The sequence below is a fragment of the Pseudomonas yamanorum genome, from assembly GCF_900105735.1.
Taxonomy (GTDB): domain Bacteria; phylum Pseudomonadota; class Gammaproteobacteria; order Pseudomonadales; family Pseudomonadaceae; genus Aquipseudomonas; species Aquipseudomonas yamanorum.
In genome coordinates, this window is record NZ_LT629793.1 from 2,633,114 (window position 1) to 2,659,918 (window position 26,805).

Sequence of the window (26,805 nt, forward strand, 5' to 3'; positions counted from 1 at the left end):
CCCAAAACAAAACCCCTGATTGCGTTAGCAATCAGGGGTTTCGGAATTTAATCTTGACGATGACCTACTCTCACATGGGGAAACCCCACACTACCATCGGCGATGCATCGTTTCACTGCTGAGTTCGGGATGGGATCAGGTGGTTCCAATGCTCTATGGTCGTCAAGAAATTCGGGTACTGAGTCGTGGCCAGTTGGCCTCGCTTCAGCAAATTGGGTATGTGATAGCTTCGGTGTTTTGTGAGTCTTTCGAACTTTCGGTTCGTTTCGTCTTCACACACCGCAATCTGGTCTCTTTCGCCTTTCAGCTTGGAGCATACAAATTGCTTGGGTGTTATATGGTCAAGCCTCACGGGCAATTAGTATTGGTTAGCTCAACGCCTCACAGCGCTTACACACCCAACCTATCAACGTCGTAGTCTTCGACGGCCCTTCAGGGAACTCAAGGTTCCAGTGAGATCTCATCTTGAGGCTAGTTTCCCGCTTAGATGCTTTCAGCGGTTATCTATTCCGAACATAGCTACCCGGCAATGCCACTGGCGTGACAACCGGAACACCAGAGGTTCGTCCACTCCGGTCCTCTCGTACTAGGAGCAGCCCCTCTCAAATCTCAAACGTCCACGGCAGATAGGGACCGAACTGTCTCACGACGTTCTAAACCCAGCTCGCGTACCACTTTAAATGGCGAACAGCCATACCCTTGGGACCGGCTTCAGCCCCAGGATGTGATGAGCCGACATCGAGGTGCCAAACACCGCCGTCGATATGAACTCTTGGGCGGTATCAGCCTGTTATCCCCGGAGTACCTTTTATCCGTTGAGCGATGGCCCTTCCATACAGAACCACCGGATCACTAAGACCTACTTTCGTACCTGCTCGACGTGTCTGTCTCGCAGTCAAGCGCGCTTTTGCCTTTATACTCTACGACCGATTTCCGACCGGTCTGAGCGCACCTTCGTACTCCTCCGTTACTCTTTAGGAGGAGACCGCCCCAGTCAAACTACCCACCATACACTGTCCTCGATCCGGATAACGGACCTGAGTTAGAACCTCAAAGTTGCCAGGGTGGTATTTCAAGGTTGGCTCCACGCGAACTGGCGTCCACGCTTCAAAGCCTCCCACCTATCCTACACAAGCAAATTCAAAGTCCAGTGCAAAGCTATAGTAAAGGTTCACGGGGTCTTTCCGTCTAGCCGCGGATACACTGCATCTTCACAGCGATTTCAATTTCACTGAGTCTCGGGTGGAGACAGCGCCGCCATCGTTACGCCATTCGTGCAGGTCGGAACTTACCCGACAAGGAATTTCGCTACCTTAGGACCGTTATAGTTACGGCCGCCGTTTACCGGGGCTTCGATCAAGAGCTTCGCGTTAGCTAACCCCATCAATTAACCTTCCGGCACCGGGCAGGCGTCACACCCTATACGTCCACTTTCGTGTTTGCAGAGTGCTGTGTTTTTAATAAACAGTCGCAGCGGCCTGGTATCTTCGACCGGCATGAGCTTACGGAGCAAGTCCTTCACCCTCACCGGCGCACCTTCTCCCGAAGTTACGGTGCCATTTTGCCTAGTTCCTTCACCCGAGTTCTCTCAAGCGCCTTGGTATTCTCTACCCAACCACCTGTGTCGGTTTGGGGTACGGTTCCTGGTTACCTGAAGCTTAGAAGCTTTTCTTGGAAGCATGGCATCAACCACTTCGTCATCTAAAAGATAACTCGTCATCAGCTCTCGGCCTTAGAATCCCGGATTTACCTAAGATTCCAGCCTACCACCTTAAACTTGGACAACCAACGCCAAGCTGGCCTAGCCTTCTCCGTCCCTCCATCGCAATAACCAGAAGTACAGGAATATTAACCTGTTTTCCATCGACTACGCTTTTCAGCCTCGCCTTAGGGACCGACTAACCCTGCGTCGATTAACGTTGCGCAGGAAACCTTGGTCTTTCGGCGTGGGTGTTTTTCACACCCATTATCGTTACTCATGTCAGCATTCGCACTTCTGATACCTCCAGCAAGCTTCTCAACTCACCTTCACAGGCTTACAGAACGCTCCTCTACCGCATCACCCGAAGGTGATACCCGTAGCTTCGGTGTATGGTTTGAGCCCCGTTACATCTTCCGCGCAGGCCGACTCGACTAGTGAGCTATTACGCTTTCTTTAAAGGGTGGCTGCTTCTAAGCCAACCTCCTAGCTGTCTAAGCCTTCCCACATCGTTTCCCACTTAACCATAACTTTGGGACCTTAGCTGACGGTCTGGGTTGTTTCCCTTTTCACGACGGACGTTAGCACCCGCCGTGTGTCTCCCATGCTCGGCACTTGTAGGTATTCGGAGTTTGCATCGGTTTGGTAAGTCGGGATGACCCCCTAGCCGAAACAGTGCTCTACCCCCTACAGTGATACATGAGGCGCTACCTAAATAGCTTTCGAGGAGAACCAGCTATCTCCGAGCTTGATTAGCCTTTCACTCCGATCCACAGGTCATCCGCTAACTTTTCAACGGTAGTCGGTTCGGTCCTCCAGTTAGTGTTACCCAACCTTCAACCTGCCCATGGATAGATCGCCCGGTTTCGGGTCTATTCCCAGCGACTAGACGCCCTATTAAGACTCGCTTTCGCTACGCCTCCCCTATTCGGTTAAGCTCGCCACTGAAAATAAGTCGCTGACCCATTATACAAAAGGTACGCAGTCACAGAACAAAGTCTGCTCCCACTGCTTGTACGCATACGGTTTCAGGATCTATTTCACTCCCCTCTCCGGGGTTCTTTTCGCCTTTCCCTCACGGTACTAGTTCACTATCGGTCAGTCAGTAGTATTTAGCCTTGGAGGATGGTCCCCCCATATTCAGACAAAGTTTCTCGTGCTCCGTCCTACTCGATTTCATGACTAAGAGATTTTCGCGTACAGGGCTATCACCCACTATGGCCGCACTTTCCAGAGCGTTCCGCTAATCTCAAAGCCACTTAAGGGCTAGTCCCCGTTCGCTCGCCACTACTAAGGGAATCTCGGTTGATTTCTTTTCCTCAGGGTACTTAGATGTTTCAGTTCCCCTGGTTCGCTCCATACACCTATGTATTCAGTGTAAGGTAACCATCTTATGATGGCTGGGTTCCCCCATTCAGACATCTCCGGATCAAAGTCTGTTTGCCGACTCCCCGAAGCTTTTCGCAGGCTACCACGTCTTTCATCGCCTCTGACTGCCAAGGCATCCACCGTATGCGCTTCTTCACTTGACCATATAACCCCAAGCAATCTGGTTATACTGTGAAGACGACATTCGCCGAAAATTCGCAATTACTCACAAATTTTACCTTAGCCTGATCCGTTACCAGTGAAAGTAACGTTCAGTCTATCTTTCTATCACATACCCAAATTTTTAAAGAACGATCTAATCAAAGACTAGAAATCAACATTCACCATCACAACGATGGAATGCTCATTTCTAAGCTTTCAAAACTTTCAGAAGCAGTAGTGGTGGAGCCAAACGGGATCGAACCGTTGACCTCCTGCGTGCAAGGCAGGCGCTCTCCCAGCTGAGCTATGGCCCCGTATTTCTACAGGCGTTTCCCACACAAAATTGGTGGGTCTGGGCAGATTCGAACTGCCGACCTCACCCTTATCAGGGGTGCGCTCTAACCAACTGAGCTACAGACCCAATTTCGGGCTGCTTCTTATCGTCTTCTTCAATGAATCAAGCAATTCGTGTGGGAACTTATGGAGCAGCTGATGTCGTCGATTAAGGAGGTGATCCAGCCGCAGGTTCCCCTACGGCTACCTTGTTACGACTTCACCCCAGTCATGAATCACACCGTGGTAACCGTCCTCCCGAAGGTTAGACTAGCTACTTCTGGTGCAACCCACTCCCATGGTGTGACGGGCGGTGTGTACAAGGCCCGGGAACGTATTCACCGCGACATTCTGATTCGCGATTACTAGCGATTCCGACTTCACGCAGTCGAGTTGCAGACTGCGATCCGGACTACGATCGGTTTTCTGGGATTAGCTCCACCTCGCGGCTTGGCAACCCTCTGTACCGACCATTGTAGCACGTGTGTAGCCCAGGCCGTAAGGGCCATGATGACTTGACGTCATCCCCACCTTCCTCCGGTTTGTCACCGGCAGTCTCCTTAGAGTGCCCACCATTACGTGCTGGTAACTAAGGACAAGGGTTGCGCTCGTTACGGGACTTAACCCAACATCTCACGACACGAGCTGACGACAGCCATGCAGCACCTGTCTCAATGTTCCCGAAGGCACCAATCTATCTCTAGAAAGTTCATTGGATGTCAAGGCCTGGTAAGGTTCTTCGCGTTGCTTCGAATTAAACCACATGCTCCACCGCTTGTGCGGGCCCCCGTCAATTCATTTGAGTTTTAACCTTGCGGCCGTACTCCCCAGGCGGTCAACTTAATGCGTTAGCTGCGCCACTAAGAGCTCAAGGCTCCCAACGGCTAGTTGACATCGTTTACGGCGTGGACTACCAGGGTATCTAATCCTGTTTGCTCCCCACGCTTTCGCACCTCAGTGTCAGTATCAGTCCAGGTGGTCGCCTTCGCCACTGGTGTTCCTTCCTATATCTACGCATTTCACCGCTACACAGGAAATTCCACCACCCTCTACCATACTCTAGCTCGTCAGTTTTGAATGCAGTTCCCAGGTTGAGCCCGGGGATTTCACATCCAACTTAACGAACCACCTACGCGCGCTTTACGCCCAGTAATTCCGATTAACGCTTGCACCCTCTGTATTACCGCGGCTGCTGGCACAGAGTTAGCCGGTGCTTATTCTGTCGGTAACGTCAAAACAGCAAAGTATTAATTTACTGCCCTTCCTCCCAACTTAAAGTGCTTTACAATCCGAAGACCTTCTTCACACACGCGGCATGGCTGGATCAGGCTTTCGCCCATTGTCCAATATTCCCCACTGCTGCCTCCCGTAGGAGTCTGGACCGTGTCTCAGTTCCAGTGTGACTGATCATCCTCTCAGACCAGTTACGGATCGTCGCCTTGGTGAGCCATTACCCCACCAACTAGCTAATCCGACCTAGGCTCATCTGATAGCGCAAGGCCCGAAGGTCCCCTGCTTTCTCCCGTAGGACGTATGCGGTATTAGCGTCCGTTTCCGAACGTTATCCCCCACTACCAGGCAGATTCCTAGGCATTACTCACCCGTCCGCCGCTCTCAAGAGAAGCAAGCTTCTCTCTACCGCTCGACTTGCATGTGTTAGGCCTGCCGCCAGCGTTCAATCTGAGCCATGATCAAACTCTTCAGTTCAAACATCTTTGGGTTTTTAAGAAACCCTAAACTTGGCTCAGCAATCGTTGGTTACATCTTTGATTTCTCGCGGAGTAACTTGTGATGCTGATAATCTTGTTGACTATCAGTCTGACTCCACAAGCACCCACACGAATTGCTTGATTCAGTTGTTAAAGAGCGGTTGGTTAAGATCTTTCGTCTCAACCGAGGCGCGCATTCTACAGCAGCCTCATTTGCTGTCAAGTGATTATTTTCAGAAGTTTTCAAAGTTTCCTTTGTAACTTCAACCACTTGCGCTTCCGATCTCTCGTTAGCGGGAGGCGAATTCTACAGCGTTACACGCTGCTGTCAACACCTCTTTTTCTCCGCTTTCGACCGAGAAGATCGAACCGTTAATAGAGCTAAACAACACGTCCCTATCAACTCCTTCTGGGCTTCGATGATCTGAAGCAGCCCGCTGTCGAAACCTACATAACTCTTTGTTTACCAAGGAGTTTTCCGTTTCGACTGCGCCGGAAGTGGGGCGAATTATAGACTTCCAGAATCTGCCGTCAACACCTTTTTTCACAATACTGTCATATCGGTCAAAAAAGCCCTGAAAAGCAAAGGCCGGCCCCAAGGGGCCGGCCTTCTACTGACCGAACTTACAAGCTGGGAAAGGCAAACTGCGACGCCTCATGACTGGCCCGTTGCGGCCAGCGCTGGGTAATCGCCTTGCGACGGGTGTAGAAACGCACCCCATCCGGCCCATAGGCATGCAAGTCGCCAAACAGCGAACGCTTCCAGCCACCAAAGCTGTGATACGCCACCGGCACCGGCAACGGCACGTTGACGCCAACCATGCCCACTTCAATCTCGTCACAGAACAACCGCGCCGCTTCACCGTCACGGGTGAAGATGCAGGTACCGTTGCCATACTCGTGATCGTTGATCAGTTGCATAGCCGCTTCCAGACTGCTCACCCGAACCACGCACAGCACCGGCCCGAAGATCTCTTCTTTATAGATACGCATCTCTGGGGTCACGCGATCGAACAAGCTACCGCCCAGGAAGAAACCTTCTTCATGGCCCGCAACACTCAACCCACGCCCGTCGACCACCAACTCAGCGCCCGAAGAAACGCCGTCTTCTATATAGCCACTGACTTTATCCCGCGCCTGGCCAGTCACCAGCGGCCCCATGTCCAAGCCACAGGAAGTGCCCGCACCAATCTTCAGCGCCTTGATCTGCGGCACCAACTTGGCAATCAACGCATCCGCTACCTGGTCGCCAACACACACGGCAACAGAGATTGCCATGCAACGCTCACCGCACGAACCATACGCCGCGCCCATCAAGGCACTGACTGCGTTGTCCAGATCCGCATCCGGCATCAGCACCGCATGGTTCTTCGCCCCGCCCAGCGCCTGTACACGCTTGCCGCGCTTGGTAGCTTCCGAATAGATGTACTCGGCGATCGGCGTCGAACCCACAAAGCTCAACGCTTTGACTTCCGGCGCTTCGATCAGCGCATCCACCGCGCCTTTGTCGCCGTGCACCACACTCAGCACACCTTTAGGCAAGCCCGCTTCCTGCAACAGTTGTGCAATCAGCAGCGTCGAGCTTGGATCACGTTCCGACGGTTTGAGGATGAAGCAGTTGCCGCAGACGATCGCCAGTGGATACATCCACAGCGGCACCATTGCAGGGAAGTTGAACGGCGTAATACCCGCCACCACACCCAACGGCTGGAAGTCAGACCATGCGTCAATGTTCGGGCCAACGTTACGGCTGTACTCACCCTTGAGGATTTCCGGCGCCGAGCACGCGTACTCCACGTTCTCGATCCCACGCTTCAGCTCACCCGCCGCATCTTCCAGGGTCTTGCCGTGCTCTTCGCTGATCAGTTGGGAGATCCGCGCTTCGTTCTGTTCCAGCAATTGCTTGAAACGGAACATCACCTGGGCACGCTTGGCCGGTGGTGTATTCCGCCAGGCCGGGAAGGCCGCCTTGGCCGAGTCGATGGCGCTTTGAATGGTTTCGCGGCTGGCCAACGGCACCTGGTGAATCACCTGGCCAGTCGACGGGTTATACACGTCAGCCGTGCGACCGTTCTCGGTCACCAGTTGGCCGTTGATCAAATGCTGGATGAGGCTCATGCAGGGCTCCTGAAAAGTTGTTCTATATAGAAGGAGAAATCAGTCGATCTTGTTCAGCACTTCGCCGACCGCATCGAACAAGCGATCCAAGTCCTGCGGCTTGCTGTTGAAGGTTGGCCCGAACTGCAAGGTATCGCCGCCAAAGCGCACGTAGAAGCCGGCTTTCCACAAAGCCATGCCGGCTTCGAACGGACGCACAATCGCATCACCGTCACGCGGCGCAATCTGGATCGCACCGGCCAGGCCGTAGTTACGAATGTCGATCACGTTCTTGCTGCCCTTCAGGCCGTGCAGCGCATTCTCGAAATGCGGTGCGACTTCGGCCACGCTCTGCACCAGGTTTTCCTTCTGCAGAAGGTCGAGTGCCGCCAAGCCAGCCGCGCATGCCACCGGGTGAGCCGAGTAGGTGTAACCGTGTGGGAATTCCACCGCGTACTCAGGCGTCGCCTGGTTCATGAACGTCTGATAAATCTCAGTGCTGGCAATCACCGCGCCCATCGGAATCGCACCGTTGGTGACTTGCTTGGCAATGCACATCAGGTCCGGGGTCACACCGAAGCTGTCAGCACCAAACATCGAACCGGTACGACCGAAGCCGGTGATCACCTCGTCGAAGACCAGCAGGATGTTGTGTTGATCGCAGATCTCACGCAGACGCTTCAGGTAACCCTGTGGCGGAACCAGCACGCCAGCAGAGCCTGCCATCGGTTCAACAAACACTGCGGCGATGTTCGACGCATCGTGCAACTCGATCAGCTTGAGCAGCTCATCCGCCAAGGCAATACCGCCCAGCTCCGGCATGCCACGGGAGAACGCATTGCTCGCCAACAGGGTGTGAGGCAGATGGTCAACATCCATCATCGCCTGACCAAAGATCTTACGGTTGCCGTTGACGCCGCCCAGGCTGGTACCGGCGATGTTCACACCGTGGTAACCACGGGCACGGCCGATCATCTTGGTCTTGGTCGCCTGGCCTTTCAGGCGCCAGTACGCACGCACCATCTTCACGGCGGTATCGGCACACTCGGAGCCGGAGTCGGTGAAGAACACGTGGTTCAGGTTACCCGGGGTCAGGTCGGTAATCTTTTCTGCCAGTTGGAACGACAATGGATGACCGTATTGGAAGCCCGGCGAGTAGTCCAACGTACCCAGTTGCTTGGAGACCGCTTCCTGGATTTCCTTGCGGGTGTGCCCGGCGCCGCAGGTCCAAAGACCCGACAACGAGTCATACACCTTGCGCCCCTTGTCATCGGTCAACCAGCTGCCCTCGGCCGCCACGATCAGACGCGGGTCACGATGGAAGTTGCGGTTGGCGGTGTACGGCATCCAGTGCGCGTCCAGCTTCAGTTGGCTGGCCAGGGTGGACGGAGCGTTTTCGGGCATGTTCATGAGCAAAACCTCGCAAGGCGAAAGGCAGCGTAGGGATTTGAAAAGCGTTGTTGCAGCTAAATTGCCACGGGGATAAAGTCGGTGAAATCCAACTCTTCTAACCTTCAGTCAGGCCTTCACTAAACTATGAGCAGCCGTCGACCCGACCCACTGGCCCAAGTCAGCGACTTCGATATCCGCCTGTTGCGCATCTTTCGCAGCGTGGTGGAATGCGGCGGCTTCTCGGCGGCGGAAACCGTCCTGGGGATTGGTCGCTCGGCCATCAGCCAGCAAATGAGTGATCTTGAGCAACGCCTCGGCCTACGCCTGTGCCAACGCGGGCGGGCGGGGTTTTCCCTGACCGAGGAAGGGCGCGAGGTGTACCAGTCGGCGTTGCAGCTGCTCAGCGCCCTGGAAAGTTTCCGCACCGAGGTCAACGGCCTGCACCAGCACTTGCGCGGCGAGCTGATCATCGGCCTGACCGACAATCTGGTCACCCTGCCCCACATGCGCATCACCCACGCCTTGGCGCAATTGAAGGAGCGCGGCCCGGACGTACAGATCCAGATCCGCATGATCGCCCCCAATGAAGTCGAACAAGGTGTGCTCGACGGTCGCCTGCACGTCGGCGTAGTCCCCCAGGCCAGCGCCCTGTCGGGGCTTGAATACCAGCCGCTGTACAGCGAACGCTCGCTGCTCTACTGCGCAGTCGGCCACCCGCTGTTTTACGCCGACGACAAGCAACTGGACGACGAACGCATCAACAGCCAGGACGCCATCGCCCCGACCTTCCGCCTGCCCGCCGATATCCAGGCGCACTACCAGGCACTCAACTGCACCGCCAGCGCCTCGGACCGCGAAGGCATGGCCTTCCTGATCCTGACCGGCCGCTACATCGGCTACCTGCCCGACCACTACGCCAGTCTGTGGGTACAACAAGGCCGACTGCGCGCGCTGAAACCAGCTACACGCTTTTACGATTTGAGCCTCGCTTCGGTCACGCGCAAGGGCCGTCGCCCTCATTTGGTGCTGGAAAGCTTCCTCGAAAGTCTGGCCGCAACGCGCTAACACGGGCCTCGCAGAAAAACCTGAGCAGCTGGACAGCTTTTTGCAAGACAAGGGGATCTCGAACCATCAGCCATGAGCTCCCCACCATGTCGCCAGAATCCGAAAACCCAAGTGACCTGATCTACGGCCTCAACGATCGGCCCAAACCTTTGCCTGCATTGCTTGCTGCGTTGCAGCATGTACTGGCCGCGTTTGTCGGCATCATCACTCCCCCACTGATCATCGGCTCCACCCTCGGCCTGACCGCTCACCTGCCCTACCTGATCAGCATGGCATTGATGGTTTCCGGTGTAGGTACCTTCATTCAGGCGCGTAGGCCGTTTGGCATTGGCGCCGGGATGATCTGCCTGCAAGGCACCAGCTTCGCGTTTCTCGGTGCGGTGTTGTCGGCAGGTTTTCTGGTCAAGCAACGCGGCGGCAGCCCGGAAGACATCCTGGCGATGATCTTTGGCGTGTGCTTCTTCGGTGCAGCCGTGCAGGTGGTGTTGAGCCGGTTTATCGGCCAACTGAGAAGAGTGATCACACCCCTGGTCACCGGCATCGTCATCACCCTGATTGGCATCAGCCTGATCAAGGTCGGTATCACCGACTTGGGTGGCGGCTTCAACGCCCCGGACTTCGGCGCCCCGACCAACCTGGCACTCGGTGTGTTCGTGGTAATGACCATCATCCTGCTCAACCGCTCGAACACCCCATGGGTACGCCTCAGTGCCATTATCATCGGCCTGGCATTGGGCAGCCTCGCCGCCTGGTTCAGCGGAAAACTGGTGCCCCAAGCGCTGCCTGACTTGCCATTGATCAGCCTGCCCACACCGTTTCACTTCGGTTTCAACTTCGACTGGAGCGCTTTCCTGCCGGTGGCACTGATTTATCTGATCAGCACCATCGAAACCGTCGGCGACCTCACCCCCAATTGCATGATCGCCCGCCAACCCATCAGCGGCCCTTCCTATATAAGCCGGCTCAAGGGCGGCGTGCTGGGGGACGGCATCAGCTGCATGATCGCCGCCACCTTCAGCGCCTTCCCCAACACCACCTTTGCCCAGAACAACGGCGTGATCCAACTGACCGGCGTCGCCAGCCGTTACGTCGGCCTGTACATCGGCGTGGTGCTGTTTTGCCTCGGGCTGTTTCCGCTGATCGGCGCGGTGCTGCAACAAATCCCCAAGCCGGTGCTGGGTGGGGCAACCCTGGTGATGTTCGGCAGTGTCGCCGCCGCCGGCGTGCGCATCCTCGCCCAGGCCCCGCTGGACCGGCGCAGCATGCTGATCATCGCCACCTCGTTTGGCGTCGGCCTGGGGATCGCGGCCCAACCGAACCTGCTGCACCTGATGCCAACGCTGGTGCAGAACCTGTTCGACTCCGCCATCACCAGCGGCGGCCTGACCGCCATTGCGTTGTGCTTGTTACTGCCTGAACCCAAAGCCACCGCAGATGCCGCAAACCGGGCCCTGGAAAGCGACACTCTGGAGCCGCTTTGACGGTTTTATCGTATCGGGACTTGTCTGGGGCTTGAGGGTGGGTTATCTGTGCACACGTCGTATTCATCGATCTGCACGGAAACCTCCATGAGCCTCGAAGTTCCTGCCCACAGCAACCACGCCGGAAAACCTGCAAGCCGCATTCGGCAAAAGAACGAACAAGCGATTTTGCAGGCTGCCGAAGACGAGTTCGCCCGTCATGGCTACAAGGGCACCAGCATGAACACCATCGCGGCGAGTGCCGGGTTGCCGAAAGCCAACTTGCACTACTACTTCACCAACAAGCTGGGCCTGTACATTGCCGTGCTCAGCAACATCCTCGAACTCTGGGACAGCACCTTCAACACCCTGACCGCCGAGGACGACCCCGCCGCAGCGCTGACCCGCTATATCCGCACCAAGATGGAATTTTCCCGGCGCCAGCCACAAGCCTCGCGGATCTTCGCGATGGAGATCATCAGCGGCGGTGAGTGCCTGACCGAATATTTCAGCCAGGACTACCGCGCCTGGTTCAGCGGCCGTGCGGCGGTATTCCAGGCCTGGATCGACGCCGGCAAGATGGACCCTATCGACCCGGTGCACCTGATCTTCCTGCTGTGGGGCAGCACTCAGCATTACGCCGACTTTGCCACGCAAATCTGCCGCGTGACCGGGCGTACCAAGCTGACCAAGCAGGACATGGAAGACGCTGGCACCAACCTTATCCACATCATTCTCAAAGGCTGTGGCATCAAGCCGGCCCTCTAAACGAAGTTGCCCATGCCTTTCACGCTTACCGGCCTTTGCGAGTTTCGCGAAGAAATTCGCAAAAGCCGCTTTATTACCCTCGCCGCCCCCATCAGCACCCCTCAGGACGCCCAGGCCTTCATTGACCAGCACAGCGACCTGAATGCCACGCACAACTGCTGGGCCTGGAAACTGGGCGACCAATACCGCAGTAACGATGACGGCGAGCCCGGCGGCACGGCCGGGCGCCCGATTCTGGCCGCGATTGAGGCGCAGGACTGCGACCAGGTCGTAGTGCTGGTGATCCGCTGGTACGGCGGCATCCAACTGGGCACCGGCGGCCTGGCCCGGGCCTATGGCGGCGGCGCCAACAAGTGCCTGCAAGCGGCCGAACGCGTCGAGCTGATCAAACGTGTGCCACTGAGTTGCTCCTGTGGTTTTGCCGAGCTGCAGTTGGTGAAGCTACGGGTGGCCGAACTGGGCGGGCTGGTGATGGAAGAAACCTTCACCGCCAATGGCGTCGACCTGCAACTGGCCCTCGGCGAAGCGCATATCGACACCTTGCAAACTCAGCTCGCCGACCTGAGCCGCGGGCGCATTCTGCTAGAGCGCTGAAACTGCCCACATCTGCTGTGCACCTGCCTGTGGATAACCTGAGCACACTCGCCTGTAACCCTTCTGTCACAAGCCTTTCAGGCGGTTGTTCAGTTTTTGCTCAGCCCGCCACACTAAAGTATTAATCCGGCTCAAAAACAGTCAGTTAGGCGGGTTATGTCCTTTAGAACAAAGGGCCGCAGCGCTTATATCCACCGAACACGCTTGCGCACAATTACTGTGGAGCAACCTGTGGATAACCCGTGCAAGAGTGAGCCGGCGGCAGAGCCCGCAACGCCCCGGCGTAACTGAGCATTTTTTGATCAACTTGCCGGACGGCGCACCGGCATCAACTGCGCTACCGCCCACAGCACTTCAAACACCACGACAATCACCAGCACTAAACTTGCGCCGTGGGCCAGCGCGTAAATCTGCCAAGTGGCAAATAACACCCGGCCGGCCGCGTCATAGCGGCCAAATATCGCTTGGGGATCGCGGATTCGCAGCACTGACCACACGCACACAATCGAGCCCATCAGGTTGGCCATCAACATATGCACTGGCGCGAACGGTGGCAGTTCGCCGGGCAGATTCAACGCCACCAAGGCGTTGTGCAGCAGAACAAAGGTCCAGGGGGTGACCAGCGCCGCGGTGACGATCAAGTCGTACCAGCCGCTGGCCCGAACCAGTTGACGGTATTGGTGTGCAGTCCACATAGCAGCAAGCTCCTTCAATTCAAGAAGCCAGCACGCTAAAGCCTGGAGTATGCTCCAGGGTCAAGCCCCTTCGAGCCCTCTGCATGCGTATCGGCGAATTAGCCCAGGCCAGCCAGGTCAGCCGCGACACCCTGCGCTTCTACGAACAACGCGGATTGATTGCCGCGCAACGCAGTGCCAACGGTTACCGTGACTATCCCGCCGACATGGTGCAGTTGGTGCTTTACATCAAGACCGCCCAGCGCCTGGGCTTCAGCCTGGGTGAAATCGGCAACAGCGTCGGCGCACTATGGCAAGCTCCAGACCCCGACAGCGCCGTGACCCAACTGCTGCAAGACAAGCTTAACCTGATCGAAACCCGCATCGCCGAACTCGACCAACTGCGCCAGGAGTTGCAGCAAAGGCTCGGCCAGCGTTGTCCACTGAACCCGTGAACCTCCACCGTCAAAGGAAGCCATTCATGTCCACTTCAAAAACCGCACTGATTATCGGCGCCTCCAGGGGCCTGGGCCTTGGCCTGGCCAAGCAACTGCTGGCGGACGGCTGGGACGTCACCGCCACCGTGCGCGATCCGCAAAAGGCCGATGCCTTGAAGGCCCTGGGCCCGGTCCAGATCGAAAAGCTCGACATGGATGACCAACAGGCCGTGATCGCCCTGAGCCAGCGCCTCAAGGCAAAAACCTTCGACCTGCTGTTCGTCAACGCCGGCGTCAAAGGCCCGGCCAATCAGGAACCGGGCCACGCCACCCTGGCTGAAGTCGGCCAACTGTTCTTCACCAACGCCGTGGCGCCAATCAACCTGGCCCAGCGTTTCGTCGGGCAGATCCGCCCCGATACTGGCGTGTTGGCCTTTATGAGTTCGATCCTCGGCAGCGTGACCATCCCCGACGGCTCGGACCTGGCGCTCTACAAAGCCAGCAAGGCCGCCCTCAACTCCATGACCAACAGTTTCGTCACCCAGTTGGGCGACCAGAAACTGACCGTACTGTCGTTGCACCCGGGCTGGGTGAAAACCGACATGGGCGGCGAAAACGCACACATCGACGTGCCCACCAGCGTGCGCGGCCTGATCGACCAAGTGAATGCCTACAGCGGCAAAGGCGGCCATCACTTTGTGGACTACAAAGGCGACACCATCGCCTGGTAAACAACCCGGGATCGTTATCGGCCGATTGCCGTCGATAACGATCCACACGTAAACTGCGCACCTCGCCCTTCCCGGCGACCCTGGATCAGCAGACAGGGCAACACTGAGCTGGCAAACCTGAACCCATCATTCAGAGGAGCCGGCCAATGCCTGCGACCCGTATCTGGTTAAAAACCCCCCTCGCGATTTTCACCGCCAATGGCCTCGACGCCCGTGGCGGCCTGGTGCTGCAGGACGGTGTGATCGTCGAAGTCCTTGGCCTCGGCCAAGAGCCTGCCATGCCCTGCGGACAAGTCTTCGATGCCCGCGAGCATGTCGTCCTTCCGGGGCTGATCAACACTCACCATCATTTCTATCAAACCCTGACCCGCGCCTGGGCACCGGTAGTTAACCAGCCGCTATTCCCCTGGTTGAAAACCCTGTACCCGGTCTGGGCCCGACTCACCCCGGAAAAACTCGCCCTGGCGAGCAAAGTGGCCCTGGCTGAATTGCTGCTCTCAGGCTGCACCACCGCGGCAGACCACCACTACCTGTTCCCGGACGGCCTCGAACAGGCGATCGACGTGCAAGTCGACAGCGTGCGCGAACTGGGTATGCGCGCCATGCTGACTCGCGGTTCCATGAGCCTGGGCGAAGCCGACGGCGGGCTGCCACCGCAACAAACCGTGCAGCAGGGCGAGGTGATCCTTGAAGACAGCCGCCGCCTGATCCGTCAGTACCACGAGCGCGGCGACGGCGCACAAATCCAGATCGCCCTGGCGCCCTGCTCCCCGTTTTCCGTCACCCCGGAAATCATGGAAGCCAGCGCCGAACTGGCCAACAACCTCGACGTGCGCCTGCACACCCACCTGGCAGAAACCCTCGACGAAGAAGACTTCTGCCTGCAGCGTTTCGGCTTGCGCACCGTGGACTACCTCGACAGCGTCGGCTGGCTCGGCCCGCGCACGTGGCTGGCCCATGGCATTCACTTCAACCCGGAAGAAATCGCGCGCCTCGGTGCTGCCGGTACCGGGATCTGCCATTGCCCGAGCTCGAACATGCGCCTGGCTTCCGGAATATGCCCGACCCTCGACCTGCTCGCCGCCGGCGCGCCCATTGGCCTGGGCGTGGACGGTTCGGCATCCAACGATGCATCGAACATGATCCTCGAAACGCGCCAGGCCCTGTACATCCAGCGCCTGCGTTACGGCGCGGAAAAGATCACCCCGGAGCTGGTATTGGGCTGGGCTACAAAAGGCTCGGCGCAGTTACTTGGTCGCAGCGACATCGGCGAACTGGCCGTAGGCAAACAGGCCGACCTGGCGTTGTTCAAACTGGATGAGCTGCGCTTTTCCGGCAGCCACGACCCGATCTCGGCCCTGCTGCTGTGCGGCGCCGACCGGGCGGACCGGGTGATGGTTGGCGGTAAATGGCGGGTGATCGACGGGCAGGTCGAGGGCCTTGATTTGAAAGGTTTGATTGCCGATCACAGCCAGGCGGCGCGGGAACTGATCAACCGGACTTAACTGAAGAAACACTTTCCAAATGTGGGAGCGGGCTTGCTCGCGAAAGCGTTGGGTCAGTCAACATATCTGGCGACTGACACTCCGTATTCGCGAGCAAGCCCGCTCCCACACAAGCCCGGTTTCCACAATTATTTCTGCGGTGTGTTCAGGATCGGTTACAACCCCAACAGCGACAGCATGATAAACGTCGCAAACAACACAAAATGGGTCATCCCTTCGATGGCGTTGGTTTCGCCATCGTTGAGGTTGATCGCGCTGACGATCAGCGTAATAAACACCATCACCGTCTGCACCGGCGTCATTGCCATCTGAAACGGTTGGCCGGTGTACAAGGCCATGGCTTCCATCACCGGCACCGTCAGGATCACCGTCGACAGCGACGCACCCAGCGCGATGTTCACCACCGACTGCATGCGGTTGGCCAGCGCCGCGCGCAACGCAGTCAGAATCTCCGGGGCGGCGGAAATCGCGGCCACGATGATCGCCGTGATCACCGGTGGGGCACCCGTTCCTTCCAGGCCCAGGTCGAGGGTCTTGGACATCACCTCGGCCAACGCGCCAATCACGATCACGCCAAACACCAGGGTTCCGATGGAGAACGCCAGGTTGATCGGCGGCGACTCTTCTTCCGGCTGTTTCTTGCGGCGCTTTTCCGGGTAGCTGTAGCTGAAGAAATAACTGTGGGGCCCCACCTGCATCCGCAGAAACAACGTGTAGAGCACCACCATCGCGCCAATGGTGAAGGCCGAGTAGATTTTCCAGTCGGCCTCGGGAATAAATTCCGGCACCACCATCGACACGCCCATGGCGGTTAGGATCATCACGCTGTAGGTGCGTGCCGAATCGTCGTTGTAGGACTGTTCGCCATGCTTGATCCCGCCCATCAGTGCAGCCAGGCCAAGGATGCCGTTGATATCGAGCATCACCGCCGAATAAATGGTGTCACGCACCAGGGTCGGCGACGGCTCGTTGCTCATCATGATCGCCAGGATCACCACTTCCACCAGCACCGCGGCGAGGGTCAGGATCATGGTGCCGTAGGGGTCGCCGACCTTTTCCGCCAGTTGCTCGGCGTGATGGGCCACGCGCATCGAGGCCACGACGATAAAGCCAATCAGCGCGATGCCGCTGAGCAGCGCCACCATCTGCCCGCTGCCCAGCATCCAGTGCTCCAGCGGGTAAGCGGCGATGGCGGCAATCAGCGCCAGCAGCATGAATTTTTCTTGCTTGATAGATGTGAGCATTGCAGGCCTTTTAAACGCGGCGAATCCGTCATTGATGGGGTACAGACTGCACCGCGCCGCTAACGTTTCGTTACACCTTAGTTCACGCATCGCTTGCACGACGATCGCGGATGCTCACCGCTTGGTCAGGTTTTGCCGATTATTTCGGCGTGCGCCTGTAGAATGCCGCCATTGCACCTGATGAGAATTTATAAATGTACGATTGGCTCAACGCCCTGCCCAAGGCTGAATTGCACCTGCACCTGGAAGGCTCGCTGGAGCCTGAGCTGCTGTTTGCCCTGGCCGAACGCAACAAGATCGCGCTGCCGTGGAACGACGTCGAAACCCTGCGCAAGGCCTACGCCTTCAACAACCTGCAAGAGTTCCTCGACCTGTACTACAAGGGCGCCGATGTACTGCGCACCTCCCAGGACTTCTACGACCTGACCTGGGCCTACCTGCTGCGCTGCAAGGCGCAGAACGTGATCCACACCGAACCGTTCTTCGACCCACAGACCCACACCGACCGTGGCGTGCCCTTCGAAGTGGTGCTCAATGGCATCGCTGCCGCGTTGAAAGACGGCGAGCAACAACTGGGCATCACCAGTGGTTTGATCTTGAGCTTCCTGCGCCACTTGAGCGAAGAAGAGGCCGAGAAAACCCTCGACCAGGCGCTGCCGTTCCGTGATGCGTTTGTTGCCGTGGGTCTGGACAGTTCGGAAATGGGTCACCCGCCGAGCAAGTTCCAGCGCGTGTTCGATCGTGCCCGTCACGAAGGTTTCCTGACCGTCGCCCACGCCGGCGAAGAAGGCCCGCCGGAGTACATCTGGGAAGCCATCGACCTGCTGAAAATCCAGCGTATCGACCATGGTGTACGCGCCATTGAAGACGAACGCCTGATGCAGCGGATCATCGACGAGCAGATCCCGCTGACGGTGTGCCCGTTGTCCAACACCAAGCTGTGCGTGTTCGACGACATGTCGCAACACAACATCCTCGACATGCTCGAGCGTGGGGTGAAGGTCACGGTGAACTCGGATGACCCGGCGTACTTCGGCGGTTATGTCACCGAGAACTTCCATGCGCTGTACACCTCCCTGGGCATGACCCAGGACCAGGCCAAACGTCTGGCGCAAAACAGCCTGGATGCACGGTTGGTCAAGCCTTAATCACCGACCGGTCTGGCGAGCCGGGCAATTTCCAGTTGCCCGGCTTCACTGACCTGCAGCGCCCGGGACTCATTGATCACACTGACCCAGTTCGACTGCAAACACAGCTGCAACAGCGCGACCCCCAACGCACCGCCCAGGTGCGGCTGCTGTTCGCTCCAATCAAAACAATCGCACACGATCGGCTGAGCCAGTGCCTGGGTAAAAATCCCCAGCGCTGCGAGTTTGCGTGCGCCAAGGGGCGTCACTTCCGTGCGCTGCTCCGCACGCTCGATCCACCCTGCCGTCATCATCCGTTGATACAACCCCGCCGCCAGCTCGCCACCGAGATGCCCCTGGCAAAGCCTGGCCCGCCGTAATGCCGCAGGCGCAATCAGGGACTGGGAATGAGCGGGCGTGCTGCGGGTGATTCTGGCCATGGTGGTACAGGCCAAGGCATCCACGGCAGCCCCTACGTCGGCAGCGGCCACACGAAAAAAGCGTTTGCCGCTACGGGCTTCGACGCGCAGCAGGCCGCCGGCCGTCAATCGCGTCAGGTGAGCATTGGCCGAGGCCGGCGACAGCCCCGCCAGTAGAGCCAATTCATCGGAGGGTTTGGCCGAGCCATCCATCAACGCCCAGACCATTGCGGTACGTTTCGGGTCGGCCAGCAAAGTGGCAATCTGACTGATGCAAGGTGCCTGTTCCATGTGCTCATTCACTCCCTGTTGAATCATTCGTCTGCTGCAGTTCGCAGAAAAGTATAAGCGTGAAAACGCCCGGTTCCGTGCCGTCTTACAGCGCAACCAAGGACAGAGGCTGAAGGAAATTTCCCGATATTCCCGGAGTCAGGGTGTAGAGGCCGACCGCTCCGGCAACTGCGCAGTCAATGTCGCACAACGAGCAACGAGCATTTCCCGCAGAAGATTGATCGGCTTGCTCAGCTGCGCTCGATGGGCGCACAACAGGTTGAGCGGCGTGCGCTCGCCCCGCAGCTCCGGCAGGATCAGGCGCAGGCGCCCGGCCAGCACATCAGAGCTCACATCCAGCCAGGACTTGTAGGCGATACCCACCCCAGCCACCGCCCAGCGCCGCACCACATCGGCGTCGTCACTGAATCGGTCACCGGTCACCGTCAGGCTGACGTCGCGCTTGCCATCGTTGAAACCCCAATGGTCATGCACCCGGCTGCCGAGCATATACAGCAGGCAATTGTGTTGGGTGAGCTGCTCCAGATGGCGCGGTTCGCCATGCCGCGCCAGATAGCTGGGGGCGGCGCAGAGCACGCGGTAGTTGTCCGGGGCGATGGGCAGCGCGATCAGGCTGGAGTCTTCGGGTTCACCGTAGCGCAAGGCGATGTCCACCGGCTGGCGGAACAGGTCGGCAATCCGGTCGCCCAACAGCAGGCGTACGCTCAAGTCGGGGTATTCACGCTGAAACTCATCCAGCCAGGGAAGCAGCTGGTTACGACCAAAGTCCGACGGCGCCGACAGTTGCAGCACCCCGCTGACCTGGTCCTGGCCACTGGCCAATAAGCGCCGGCCTTCATCCAGGCTGCTCAAGGCGGCCCGGGCGTACTCCAGAAAGCCCTCACCCTCGGCGGTCAGGCGCAGGCTGCGGGTGGAGCGCGCCAGCAACCGCGCGCCCAGTTGCTGCTCGATACGCTTCAACGCCGCGCTGGCCACCGCCGCCGACATGTCCATGACCCGCGCCGCCGCCGAAAGGCTGCCCAGGTCTGCCGCACGCACAAACAACTGCAAGTCATCAAAACGCAGCACGTCGACCGCCCATTATCAAAAAAACATTGAAAGAGACTGCTCTTTTAGCGGGTTTTATCTTCGAGAGAAATAGCCAATTATCTGTCCATCCCGTTCATCACGTGTCTGGAGTCGAATATGTCCGCTGCCTTTAACGTCATCGCCACGCTGATCGCCAAACCCGGCCAACAGGCTACCCTGGAAACCCTGCTGCGCGAGCTGCTGGAGCCGACCCGCACCGAAGCCGGCTGCCAGCAGTACGACCTGCATCAGGACCTGCAACACCCCGAGACCTTCTACATGCTCGAACGCTGGAGTGACGACGCCGCGCTGGCCGACCACGACCAGAGCGCCCATATCCAGAATTTCCGCGCCAAGGCTGCCGACGTGCTCGAGCATTTCGAACTCAAGCGCCTGAAGTTTCTTGCCTGATCAACCGACCCCTTTTTGGAAACCCTCATGAAAGCCATTGCCTACTACGCTGCATTGCCCATCAACGATCCAAAATCCCTGCAAGACATCGAACTGCCAGAACCGGTCGCCGGCCCTCGCGACCTGCTGGTGGAAGTCAAAGCCATCTCGGTGAACCCGGTGGACACCAAGGTGCGCCAGAACGTCGCCCCGGAAAACGGTGCCGCCAAAGTGCTGGGCTGGGACGTGGCCGGTGTGGTCAAGGCCGTGGGCAGTGAAGTGAGCCTGTTCAAGGTCGGTGACAAGGTGTTCTACGCCGGCTCCCTGGTACGTCCCGGCGGCAACAGCGAACTGCACACCGTGGATGAGCGCATCGTCGGCCACATGCCGAAAACCCTGGGTTTCGCCGACGCGGCCGCCCTGCCGCTGACCGCCATCACCGCCTGGGAGTTGCTGTTCGAACGCCTGCAAGTGCGTGAAGGCAAGACCGATGAAGGCCAAAGCCTGCTGATCGTCGGTGCGTCCGGTGGCGTGGGATCGATCCTGACCCAATTGGCGAAACAGCTCACCGGCCTGACAGTCATCGGCACCGCCTCCCGCCCTGAAACCCAAACGTGGGCCAAGGACCTGGGCGCCGACCTGGTGATCGACCACAGCAAACCGCTGAGCGAAGAGCTGAAAAACGCCGGCCATCCGCAGGTGAACTACGTCGCCAGCCTGACCCAGACCGACCAGCACCTGGACCAACTGGTGGAAGCGCTGATTCCCCAGGGCAAACTGGCGCTGATCGATGATCCCAAGGTGCTGGACGTCAGCAAGCTCAAGCGCAAGAGCCTGTCGCTGCATTGGGAGTTCATGTACACCCGCTCGATGTTCGAGACCAGTGACATGATCGAGCAGCACAACCTGCTCAATCGCGTCGCCGAACTGATCGACGCCGGCACCCTGAAAACCACGGTGGGCGAGCACTTTGGCGTGATCAACGCGGCCAACCTGCGCCGCGCCCACGAACTGCTGGAAAGCGGCAAGGCCAAGGGCAAGATCGTGCTGGAAGGGTTCTAACGAAAGGTTCTGTCAGTGTCGTCTGTTATTCATGTGAGTAATGGACGACACCGCTAGTCAGAGACTTGATCCTTGTCATATTTGTGAGCGTATTCGGGTTTATATTGGCCGCCTTTGCCACGCAATTTACGTGAGGAAGTCAGCAATGAAGATCCTGATAAAAGCGCTAGCAAGATCCGAAGGCAACAAATGGCAGGTCCGTCTCGACCACAACGCCTTTACCTTCCGCAGTGAGGCCGAAGCCCGCGCGTTTGCCGACACCCTGCAAACCCGTATCCAGGCCCCTCACCGATTCCCCGAAAGCCAGCAGCGTTCTGCTGGCTGACCCGCTCAGTCCGCCGCTTGCAGTGCCCGTTGGCGCTGCAGGCGCCGGGTCAGCATCGCGAACGTCACCGCAAGCACGCCACACAAGCTGATGACCATTGCCATCGGCATCGCCGTGCCGTCGTGCAACACGCCGACCAACGATGCAGCGCCTGCTGCCACACCGAACTGAATGCACCCGAGCAACGCCGACGCGCTGCCCGCCCGTGCGCCCTGCCCGCTCATAGCGCAGGCCGACGTATTCGGCAGAATGCAGCCCAGGCTGGCGATGCAGATAAACAGCGGTACCAGCAGTGGCCACAAGGCGTCAGTGCGCAAAGCGGTAATGGCCAGCAACGACAGGCCCGCCGCCAGGTAGACCCACACCGTGCGCGACAGCAGAAACGCCGGGCCGCGCGAGGCCAGCAGACGCGCATTGACCTGTGCCACCAGGATAAAGCCGGCGGCGTTGGAGCCGAATACCCAGCCATAGTGCTCGGCGGGCACGCCATAGAGTTTGATAAAGACGAAAGGCGAGCCCGCGATGTAGGCAAACATGCCGGCAATCGAGATGCCACCGGTCAAGGCATAGCCCAGGTACACCCGGTCCGACAGCAACCGACCGTACTGGCGCAACGCGCCCGAAAGCGGCTGGCGCGGTTGATGGGCCGGGAAACTTTCCGGCAGCCCGACCGCTACCGCGATGGCCGCCATCACGCTGAATGCCGTCAGCGCCAGGAATATCGACTGCCAGCCCCAGATACCGACCATCACCCCGCCCGCCAACGGCGCGAGGATCGGGGCCAGCCCGGTGACCAGCATCAATTGGGAAAACACCTTGGCCGAGCCCACCGCGTCGCATTTATCGCTGACCACCGCCCGGGAGATCACCATGCCTGCGCAACCGCCCAAGGCCTGGACGAAACGCGCGCCGATCAGCCACTCCAGGGAAGGCGCGTACGCACACGCGAACGACGCCAGGGTAAACAGGGTGACACCGCTGAGCAGCGGCCCGCGTCGGCCAAAGCGGTCCGCCAGCGGCCCATAGATCAACTGGCCGATTGCCAGGCCCGTGAAGTACACGGCCAAGGTCAGCTGAATGTGTTTTTCGTCGGTACCGAATGCCACGGCCATGGCCGGAAAACCCGGCAGGTAGAAGTCGATGGCCAACGGCGCAAACGCGCTCAAGGCCCCCAAAATCAGAATTATACGAAGGTTCATCAGGCACCCAGGTGAGTCGGCAGCCCGACAGTCTAGCCGGGCATGGGTGCCTTGAACATTAAGTTAGCTCGCTAACTATCAGAAAGTCAGGCGAGCTTGACGCTGTAGCCTTCCTCGCTGATCAGGTTGATCACCTCCGCCGGCGACAGCAGGCTGCTTTCCACGCCGACTTCCTTTGCCGCGAGGTCGACGCGCACGCTGGCCGCCGGGTCCTTATCCTGCACCGCCTGGGTGACCGAGCGAACGCAGTGGCCGCAGGTCATTCCTTCAACGCTGAATACTTGCATGACATGACTCCTTTGATGAGGTTGCCCGCAGTTTTGACCTTGCCACGATGGCAAGGTCAAGTTCTGAAAACATCGGCCGGGCTGGCATTCATTCGCGCCCTCGGCCAAGCTGCACCTATCCACGATGTAAACCTCGGAGAATTCACCATGCGCTGGTCGTTTTTTGGCCTTGTCAGCCTGATGGGCTTGTTTGCTGCTGTGCCACCGGTCAGCGCAGATGAAGATTATGCGGTGCTGATTATTTCCCGGGAGCGCCTGGAAGTGCCCACCAACTGCGAGATTGGCTTGTACATCCAGGACCAGTTGGCCGGGCGGCTGTTCCAGGAGCAGGCCACCTCGTTCAACTTGCCGGCCGGGAATGTGTCGTTGCGCCTGAAGTTGTTGCCGGGGCAATCCCAGGGGTGCTTGCCGGGCATGCTCGCGCCACCTGCGCAAAACATCACATTAAAGGCGGGCGACGTGCGCAAGTTGCGTATCGCGCAAGGTCCGGACGGCATGTACCTGAAGCCGGCAGCACTGGAGTATTAAGCCCCGAAAACCTGTAGGAGCGAGCTTGCTCGCGAAAAACCTGAGAGCGCCGCGTTCATTCAGGATAGGCGCGTTATCGTTCACGACCTTCGCGAGCAAGCACTAGGCGTCCCCCTCGCTCCTACAGTAAAAAGTGCCTTGACCTTCCCCACAGGTCAAGGTTGATCCTATGGGCAATCTCTCCTGGAGTACTGCCCATGAACGGATCCACCACCTTCGACCTGCCGATCAGCGGCATGACCTGCGCCAGCTGTGCCGGGCGGGTTGAACGGGCACTGGGCAAAGTGCCCGGGGTGCAAAGCGTCAGCGTCAACCTGGCCAACGAACGCGCCCACATTGAAGTGCTCGGCCAAATGGACCCCAGCGTGCTGATCGCCGCCGTCGACAAGGCCGGCTACACCGCCACCCTGCCCCAAAGCGAAACCGCCACCCAGGCCAGCCAGGAACAACGCCTGAGCCATGAGCGTTGGTCGCTGCTGCTGGCGATCCTGCTCGCCGCGCCGTTGGTGCTGCCGATGCTGGTGCAACCGTTCGGCCTGCACTGGATGCTCCCGGCCTGGGTTCAATTTGCCCTGGCCACCCCGGTGCAGTTCATCTTCGGCGCACGCTTCTATATCGCCGCCTGGAAAGCCGTACGCGCTGGGGCCGGCAATATGGACCTGTTGGTAGCCATCGGCACCAGCGCCGGTTACGGCCTGAGTATCTATGAATGGCTCACAGCGTCCGCCGGCACGATGCCCCATCTGTATTTCGAAGCCTCGGCCGTGGTGATCGCCCTGGTCCTGCTGGGCAAATACCTGGAGAGCCGCGCCAAGCGCCAGACCGCCAGTGCCATCCGCGCCCTGGAAGCCTTGCGCCCGGAGCGGGCGATTCAAGTGATCGATGGCCGCGAGCAGGACGTTGCCATCACCGCCCTCAAGCTGAATGACCTGGTGCTGGTCAAACCCGGCGAACGCTTCCCGGTGGACGGCGAAGTAGTCGAAGGCCAAAGCCACGCCGACGAAGCGCTGATCAGCGGTGAAAGTCTGCCGGTGCCGAAGCAGCCGGGCGATGCCGTCACCGGCGGCGCCATCAACGGCGAAGGCCGGCTGCTGGTGCGCACCCTGGCTCTTGGTGCAGAGAGCGTATTGGCAAGGATCATCCGCCTGGTGGAAGACGCCCAGGCCGCCAAGGCTCCGATCCAGAAGCTGGTGGATAAAGTCAGCCAGGTGTTCGTGCCGGTGGTGCTGGTGCTGGCCGTGGCCACGCTGACCGGCTGGTGGCTGTATGGCGCGCCGTTGGAAGTTGCGCTGATCAATGCCGTGACCGTGTTGGTGATCGCTTGCCCTTGCGCCCTTGGCCTCGCTACACCCACCGCCATCATGGCCGGCACCGGCGTCGCCGCCCGCCATGGCATTCTGATCAAGGACGCCGAAGCCCTGGAACGCGCCCATGAAGTCAGCTCCGTGGTGTTCGACAAGACCGGCACCCTGACCTCCGGCACCCCGAAAATTGCGCACTTGGCCGCCGTCGATGGCAATGAAGCGGTCCTGCTGCAACAGGCCGGCGCGCTGCAACGCGGCAGTGAACACCCGCTGGCCAAGGCAGTGCTGGATGCCTGCGCCGAACAGGGCTTGAACGTGGCTGATGTCAGCGCCAGCCAGTCCCTGACCGGGCGCGGCATCGCAGGCACTCTCGACGGTCGGCAACTGGCGCTGGGCAACCGTCGCCTGCTGGAAGAAACCGGCTTGAGCACCGGTGATCTCGCCGACTCGGCCAGCGCCTGGGAGGCCGAAGGCCGCACTTTGTCCTGGCTGATCGAGCAAGGCCCGCAGCCTCGCGTACTGGGTTTGTTCGCCTTCGGTGACACGCTTAAACCGGGCGCCCTGCAAGCGATACAAGCACTCAAGGCGCGGCATATCAGCAGCCACCTGCTGACCGGCGATAACCGTGGCAGCGCCCGCGTGGTCGCCGACGCCCTGGGCATCGATGACGTGCACGCCGAAGTACTGCCCGCCGACAAGGCCGCCACGGTCGCCGAGCTGAAAAAGACCGGCGTCGTCGCGATGGTCGGCGATGGCATCAACGACGCACCGGCCCTGGCCGCGGCCGACATCGGCATCGCCATGGGCGGCGGTACCGACGTGGCCATGCACGCCGCCGGGATCACCCTGATGCGCGGCGACCCACGACTGGTGCCCGCCGCCCTGGAAATCAGTCGCAAGACCTATGCGAAAATTCGACAGAATCTGTTCTGGGCCTTTGTGTATAACTTGATCGGCATTCCGCTGGCCGCGTTCGGCCTGCTCAACCCGGTGATGGCCGGCGCGGCCATGGCCCTGTCCAGTGTCAGCGTGGTGAGTAATGCGCTGCTGTTGAAAACCTGGAAACCCAAGGATCTGGAGGACGAACGTCCATGAACATTGGCCAAGCAGCACGCCAAAGCGGCCTGAGTGCCAAGATGATTCGTTACTACGAGTCCATCGGTTTGTTGAAAGCCGCCCATCGCACCGACAGCGGCTACCGCATTTATAGCGCCGATGATTTGCACACCCTGGCGTTTATCAAGCGATCGCGGGACCTGGGGTTCTCCCTTCAGGAGGTCGGCAAGCTACTGACCCTCTGGCAAGACCGAGGGCGCGCGAGTGCCGACGTGAAGGCGCTGGCCCGCCAGCACATCGATGAGCTGAACCAGAAGATCCGCGAGTTGGGGCAGTTGCGCGATACGTTGCAGGACCTGGTGGAACACTGCCAGGGTGATCATCGGCCGGATTGCCCGATTCTCAAGGAGTTGGCGTCGGGCAGTTGTTGCGCCTGAGCAAGTTTAACCAGACATGCGCGGAACCAAATGTGGGAGCGGGCTTGCTCGCGAATGCGGAGTGTCAGTCAATA

Annotated in this window: 22 protein-coding genes, 2 tRNA genes, 3 rRNA genes and 1 pseudogene; 14 read left to right on the forward strand and 14 right to left on the reverse strand. The window is 58.9% G+C overall.

The genetic code is table 11. The features are described from left to right. Window positions 1–51: 51 nt before the first annotated feature. The 7 genes from rrf to BLU46_RS12660 all read right to left on the reverse strand — a co-directional run bounded on the left by rrf (window position 52) and on the right by BLU46_RS12660 (window position 8,778). Window positions 52–167 (reverse strand): 5S ribosomal RNA (gene rrf / locus BLU46_RS12625). A gap of 170 nt (window positions 168–337) precedes the next feature. Continuing rightward, window positions 338–3,231 (reverse strand): 23S ribosomal RNA (locus BLU46_RS12630). Between the two features lie 236 nt (window positions 3,232–3,467). Then, a tRNA-Ala gene (locus BLU46_RS12635) sits at window positions 3,468–3,543 on the reverse strand. Between the two features lie 30 nt (window positions 3,544–3,573). After that, window positions 3,574–3,650: transfer RNA gene (locus BLU46_RS12640), tRNA-Ile, on the reverse strand. Between the two features lie 82 nt (window positions 3,651–3,732). After that, window positions 3,733–5,269: ribosomal RNA gene (locus BLU46_RS12645) — 16S ribosomal RNA — on the reverse strand. Together the 16S, 23S and 5S rRNA genes with 2 tRNA genes alongside form the textbook arrangement of a ribosomal RNA operon. A 626-nt stretch (window positions 5,270–5,895) precedes the next feature. After that, window positions 5,896–7,389, reverse strand: coding sequence for a CoA-acylating methylmalonate-semialdehyde dehydrogenase (locus tag BLU46_RS12655; protein ID WP_063033277.1), 1,494 nt, complete (start codon window positions 7,387–7,389; stop codon window positions 5,896–5,898). Between the two features lie 39 nt (window positions 7,390–7,428). Beyond that, window positions 7,429–8,778, reverse strand: coding sequence for an aspartate aminotransferase family protein (locus BLU46_RS12660; RefSeq protein WP_063033278.1), 1,350 nt, complete (start codon window positions 8,776–8,778; stop codon window positions 7,429–7,431). 126 nt (window positions 8,779–8,904) lie between these two features. Here BLU46_RS12660 and BLU46_RS12665 point away from each other — a divergent pair, with 126 nt between their 5' ends. The 4 genes from BLU46_RS12665 (at window position 8,905) to BLU46_RS12680 (ending at window position 12,647) form a co-directional block, all read left to right on the forward strand. Beyond that, window positions 8,905–9,825 carry a LysR family transcriptional regulator gene (locus tag BLU46_RS12665; RefSeq protein ID WP_010174131.1) on the forward strand — a complete coding sequence of 307 codons (921 nt, stop codon included), beginning with the start codon at window positions 8,905–8,907 and terminating at the stop codon, window positions 9,823–9,825. 86 nt (window positions 9,826–9,911) lie between these two features. Further along, a complete protein-coding gene (locus tag BLU46_RS12670; protein WP_093202165.1) occupies window positions 9,912–11,306 on the forward strand; it encodes a uracil-xanthine permease family protein in 1,395 nt (464 codons plus the stop codon). An 87-nt stretch (window positions 11,307–11,393) separates the two neighbouring features. Then, entirely contained in the window at window positions 11,394–12,053 is a 660-nt protein-coding gene (locus BLU46_RS12675) for a TetR/AcrR family transcriptional regulator (RefSeq protein ID WP_003211175.1), read from the forward strand. A gap of 12 nt (window positions 12,054–12,065) precedes the next feature. Continuing rightward, window positions 12,066–12,647: an IMPACT family protein gene (locus BLU46_RS12680; protein WP_093202169.1), complete on the forward strand. Its 582-nt coding sequence runs from the start codon at window positions 12,066–12,068 to the stop codon at window positions 12,645–12,647. Window positions 12,648–12,949: 302 nt separating this feature from the next. On the opposite strand, the gene BLU46_RS12685 is transcribed toward BLU46_RS12680, so the two are convergent. Then, window positions 12,950–13,342, reverse strand: coding sequence for a hypothetical protein (locus BLU46_RS12685; protein WP_063033281.1), 393 nt, complete (start codon window positions 13,340–13,342; stop codon window positions 12,950–12,952). An 83-nt stretch (window positions 13,343–13,425) separates the two neighbouring features. On the opposite strand from BLU46_RS12685, the gene BLU46_RS12690 reads away from it, so the two are divergent. From BLU46_RS12690 to BLU46_RS12700, 3 genes are all read left to right on the forward strand, one after another. Next, window positions 13,426–13,776, forward strand: coding sequence for a MerR family transcriptional regulator (locus tag BLU46_RS12690; protein WP_003211171.1), 351 nt, complete (start codon window positions 13,426–13,428; stop codon window positions 13,774–13,776). 26 nt (window positions 13,777–13,802) lie between these two features. Further along, complete coding sequence (locus BLU46_RS12695; RefSeq protein ID WP_063033282.1) at window positions 13,803–14,489, forward strand: SDR family oxidoreductase; 687 nt, start codon at window positions 13,803–13,805, stop codon at window positions 14,487–14,489. Window positions 14,490–14,635: 146 nt separating this feature from the next. Next, window positions 14,636–15,994, forward strand: coding sequence for an 8-oxoguanine deaminase (locus tag BLU46_RS12700; RefSeq protein WP_093202173.1), 1,359 nt, complete (start codon window positions 14,636–14,638; stop codon window positions 15,992–15,994). Between the two features lie 155 nt (window positions 15,995–16,149). Here the strand turns inward: BLU46_RS12700 and BLU46_RS12705 are convergent, their stop codons facing one another. Then, the gene (locus tag BLU46_RS12705) at window positions 16,150–17,238 is read right to left on the reverse strand and encodes a calcium:proton antiporter (RefSeq protein ID WP_063033284.1); all 1,089 of its coding nucleotides are present in this window, start codon (window positions 17,236–17,238) and stop codon (window positions 16,150–16,152) included. 194 nt (window positions 17,239–17,432) lie between these two features. Between BLU46_RS12705 and BLU46_RS12710 the strand changes: the two genes are divergently transcribed. Beyond that, window positions 17,433–18,386 (forward strand): adenosine deaminase, encoded by a 954-nt coding sequence (locus BLU46_RS12710; RefSeq protein WP_008430770.1) that lies wholly within the window; start codon window positions 17,433–17,435, stop codon window positions 18,384–18,386. On the opposite strand, the gene BLU46_RS12715 is transcribed toward BLU46_RS12710, so the two are convergent. Together BLU46_RS12715 and BLU46_RS12720 are read right to left on the reverse strand one after the other, a co-directional pair. Then, complete coding sequence (locus BLU46_RS12715) at window positions 18,383–19,075, reverse strand: ArsR/SmtB family transcription factor (RefSeq protein WP_093202176.1); 693 nt, start codon at window positions 19,073–19,075, stop codon at window positions 18,383–18,385. The genes BLU46_RS12710 and BLU46_RS12715 overlap by 4 nt on opposite strands. A gap of 138 nt (window positions 19,076–19,213) precedes the next feature. Beyond that, a complete protein-coding gene (locus BLU46_RS12720) occupies window positions 19,214–20,143 on the reverse strand; it encodes a LysR family transcriptional regulator (RefSeq protein WP_063033286.1) in 930 nt (309 codons plus the stop codon). 117 nt (window positions 20,144–20,260) lie between these two features. Here BLU46_RS12720 and BLU46_RS12725 point away from each other — a divergent pair, with 117 nt between their 5' ends. The 3 genes from BLU46_RS12725 to BLU46_RS12735 all read left to right on the forward strand — a co-directional run bounded on the left by BLU46_RS12725 (window position 20,261) and on the right by BLU46_RS12735 (window position 21,920). Continuing rightward, window positions 20,261–20,554: a putative quinol monooxygenase gene (locus BLU46_RS12725; RefSeq protein ID WP_063033287.1), complete on the forward strand. Its 294-nt coding sequence runs from the start codon at window positions 20,261–20,263 to the stop codon at window positions 20,552–20,554. A gap of 27 nt (window positions 20,555–20,581) precedes the next feature. Continuing rightward, a complete protein-coding gene (locus tag BLU46_RS12730; RefSeq protein WP_063033288.1) occupies window positions 20,582–21,595 on the forward strand; it encodes a zinc-binding alcohol dehydrogenase family protein in 1,014 nt (337 codons plus the stop codon). A gap of 145 nt (window positions 21,596–21,740) precedes the next feature. Further along, window positions 21,741–21,920, forward strand: coding sequence for a hypothetical protein (locus tag BLU46_RS12735; RefSeq protein WP_063033289.1), 180 nt, complete (start codon window positions 21,741–21,743; stop codon window positions 21,918–21,920). Between the two features lie 5 nt (window positions 21,921–21,925). Here the strand turns inward: BLU46_RS12735 and BLU46_RS12740 are convergent, their stop codons facing one another. Continuing rightward, window positions 21,926–23,119: a multidrug effflux MFS transporter gene (locus BLU46_RS12740; RefSeq protein ID WP_063033290.1), complete on the reverse strand. Its 1,194-nt coding sequence runs from the start codon at window positions 23,117–23,119 to the stop codon at window positions 21,926–21,928. Window positions 23,120–23,205: 86 nt separating this feature from the next. After that, complete coding sequence (locus BLU46_RS12745; protein WP_063033291.1) at window positions 23,206–23,406, reverse strand: heavy-metal-associated domain-containing protein; 201 nt, start codon at window positions 23,404–23,406, stop codon at window positions 23,206–23,208. 147 nt (window positions 23,407–23,553) lie between these two features. Here BLU46_RS12745 and BLU46_RS12750 point away from each other — a divergent pair, with 147 nt between their 5' ends. Further along, window positions 23,554–23,934: a hypothetical protein gene (locus tag BLU46_RS12750; protein WP_063033292.1), complete on the forward strand. Its 381-nt coding sequence runs from the start codon at window positions 23,554–23,556 to the stop codon at window positions 23,932–23,934. 6 nt (window positions 23,935–23,940) lie between these two features. Here BLU46_RS12750 and BLU46_RS33200 read toward each other — a convergent pair. Beyond that, window positions 23,941–24,033, reverse strand: a pseudogene (locus BLU46_RS33200) (outer membrane lipoprotein carrier protein LolA); the annotation flags it as partial. A gap of 98 nt (window positions 24,034–24,131) precedes the next feature. On the opposite strand from BLU46_RS33200, the gene BLU46_RS12760 reads away from it, so the two are divergent. Continuing rightward, window positions 24,132–26,333, forward strand: coding sequence for a heavy metal translocating P-type ATPase (locus BLU46_RS12760; RefSeq protein ID WP_093202179.1), 2,202 nt, complete (start codon window positions 24,132–24,134; stop codon window positions 26,331–26,333). Further along, window positions 26,330–26,731 carry a Cu(I)-responsive transcriptional regulator gene (gene cueR, locus BLU46_RS12765; RefSeq protein WP_093202183.1) on the forward strand — a complete coding sequence of 134 codons (402 nt, stop codon included), beginning with the start codon at window positions 26,330–26,332 and terminating at the stop codon, window positions 26,729–26,731. Before BLU46_RS12760 ends, cueR begins: the two co-directional genes overlap by 4 nt. Window positions 26,732–26,805 lie beyond the last annotated feature (74 nt).

What these genes read in the sequence shown, in the direction of transcription:
- BLU46_RS12655 (WP_063033277.1), bottom strand. Translation starts at nt 7,389, where the DNA reads ATGAGCCTCATCCAGCATTTGATCAACGGCCAACTGGTGACCGAGAAC.
- BLU46_RS12660 (WP_063033278.1), bottom strand. Translation starts at nt 8,778, where the DNA reads ATGAACATGCCCGAAAACGCTCCGTCCACCCTGGCCAGCCAACTGAAG.
- BLU46_RS12665 (WP_010174131.1), top strand. Translation starts at nt 8,905, where the DNA reads ATGAGCAGCCGTCGACCCGACCCACTGGCCCAAGTCAGCGACTTCGAT.
- BLU46_RS12670 (WP_093202165.1), top strand. Translation starts at nt 9,912, where the DNA reads ATGTCGCCAGAATCCGAAAACCCAAGTGACCTGATCTACGGCCTCAAC.
- BLU46_RS12675 (WP_003211175.1), top strand. Translation starts at nt 11,394, where the DNA reads ATGAGCCTCGAAGTTCCTGCCCACAGCAACCACGCCGGAAAACCTGCA.
- BLU46_RS12680 (WP_093202169.1), top strand. Translation starts at nt 12,066, where the DNA reads ATGCCTTTCACGCTTACCGGCCTTTGCGAGTTTCGCGAAGAAATTCGC.
- BLU46_RS12685 (WP_063033281.1), bottom strand. Translation starts at nt 13,342, where the DNA reads ATGTGGACTGCACACCAATACCGTCAACTGGTTCGGGCCAGCGGCTGG.
- BLU46_RS12690 (WP_003211171.1), top strand. Translation starts at nt 13,426, where the DNA reads ATGCGTATCGGCGAATTAGCCCAGGCCAGCCAGGTCAGCCGCGACACC.
- BLU46_RS12695 (WP_063033282.1), top strand. Translation starts at nt 13,803, where the DNA reads ATGTCCACTTCAAAAACCGCACTGATTATCGGCGCCTCCAGGGGCCTG.
- BLU46_RS12700 (WP_093202173.1), top strand. Translation starts at nt 14,636, where the DNA reads ATGCCTGCGACCCGTATCTGGTTAAAAACCCCCCTCGCGATTTTCACC.
- BLU46_RS12705 (WP_063033284.1), bottom strand. Translation starts at nt 17,238, where the DNA reads ATGCTCACATCTATCAAGCAAGAAAAATTCATGCTGCTGGCGCTGATT.
- BLU46_RS12710 (WP_008430770.1), top strand. Translation starts at nt 17,433, where the DNA reads ATGTACGATTGGCTCAACGCCCTGCCCAAGGCTGAATTGCACCTGCAC.
- BLU46_RS12715 (WP_093202176.1), bottom strand. Translation starts at nt 19,075, where the DNA reads ATGGAACAGGCACCTTGCATCAGTCAGATTGCCACTTTGCTGGCCGAC.
- BLU46_RS12725 (WP_063033287.1), top strand. Translation starts at nt 20,261, where the DNA reads ATGTCCGCTGCCTTTAACGTCATCGCCACGCTGATCGCCAAACCCGGC.
- BLU46_RS12730 (WP_063033288.1), top strand. Translation starts at nt 20,582, where the DNA reads ATGAAAGCCATTGCCTACTACGCTGCATTGCCCATCAACGATCCAAAA.
- BLU46_RS12735 (WP_063033289.1), top strand. Translation starts at nt 21,741, where the DNA reads ATGAAGATCCTGATAAAAGCGCTAGCAAGATCCGAAGGCAACAAATGG.
- BLU46_RS12740 (WP_063033290.1), bottom strand. Translation starts at nt 23,119, where the DNA reads ATGAACCTTCGTATAATTCTGATTTTGGGGGCCTTGAGCGCGTTTGCG.
- BLU46_RS12745 (WP_063033291.1), bottom strand. Translation starts at nt 23,406, where the DNA reads ATGCAAGTATTCAGCGTTGAAGGAATGACCTGCGGCCACTGCGTTCGC.
- BLU46_RS12750 (WP_063033292.1), top strand. Translation starts at nt 23,554, where the DNA reads ATGCGCTGGTCGTTTTTTGGCCTTGTCAGCCTGATGGGCTTGTTTGCT.
- BLU46_RS12760 (WP_093202179.1), top strand. Translation starts at nt 24,132, where the DNA reads ATGAACGGATCCACCACCTTCGACCTGCCGATCAGCGGCATGACCTGC.
- cueR (WP_093202183.1), top strand. Translation starts at nt 26,330, where the DNA reads ATGAACATTGGCCAAGCAGCACGCCAAAGCGGCCTGAGTGCCAAGATG.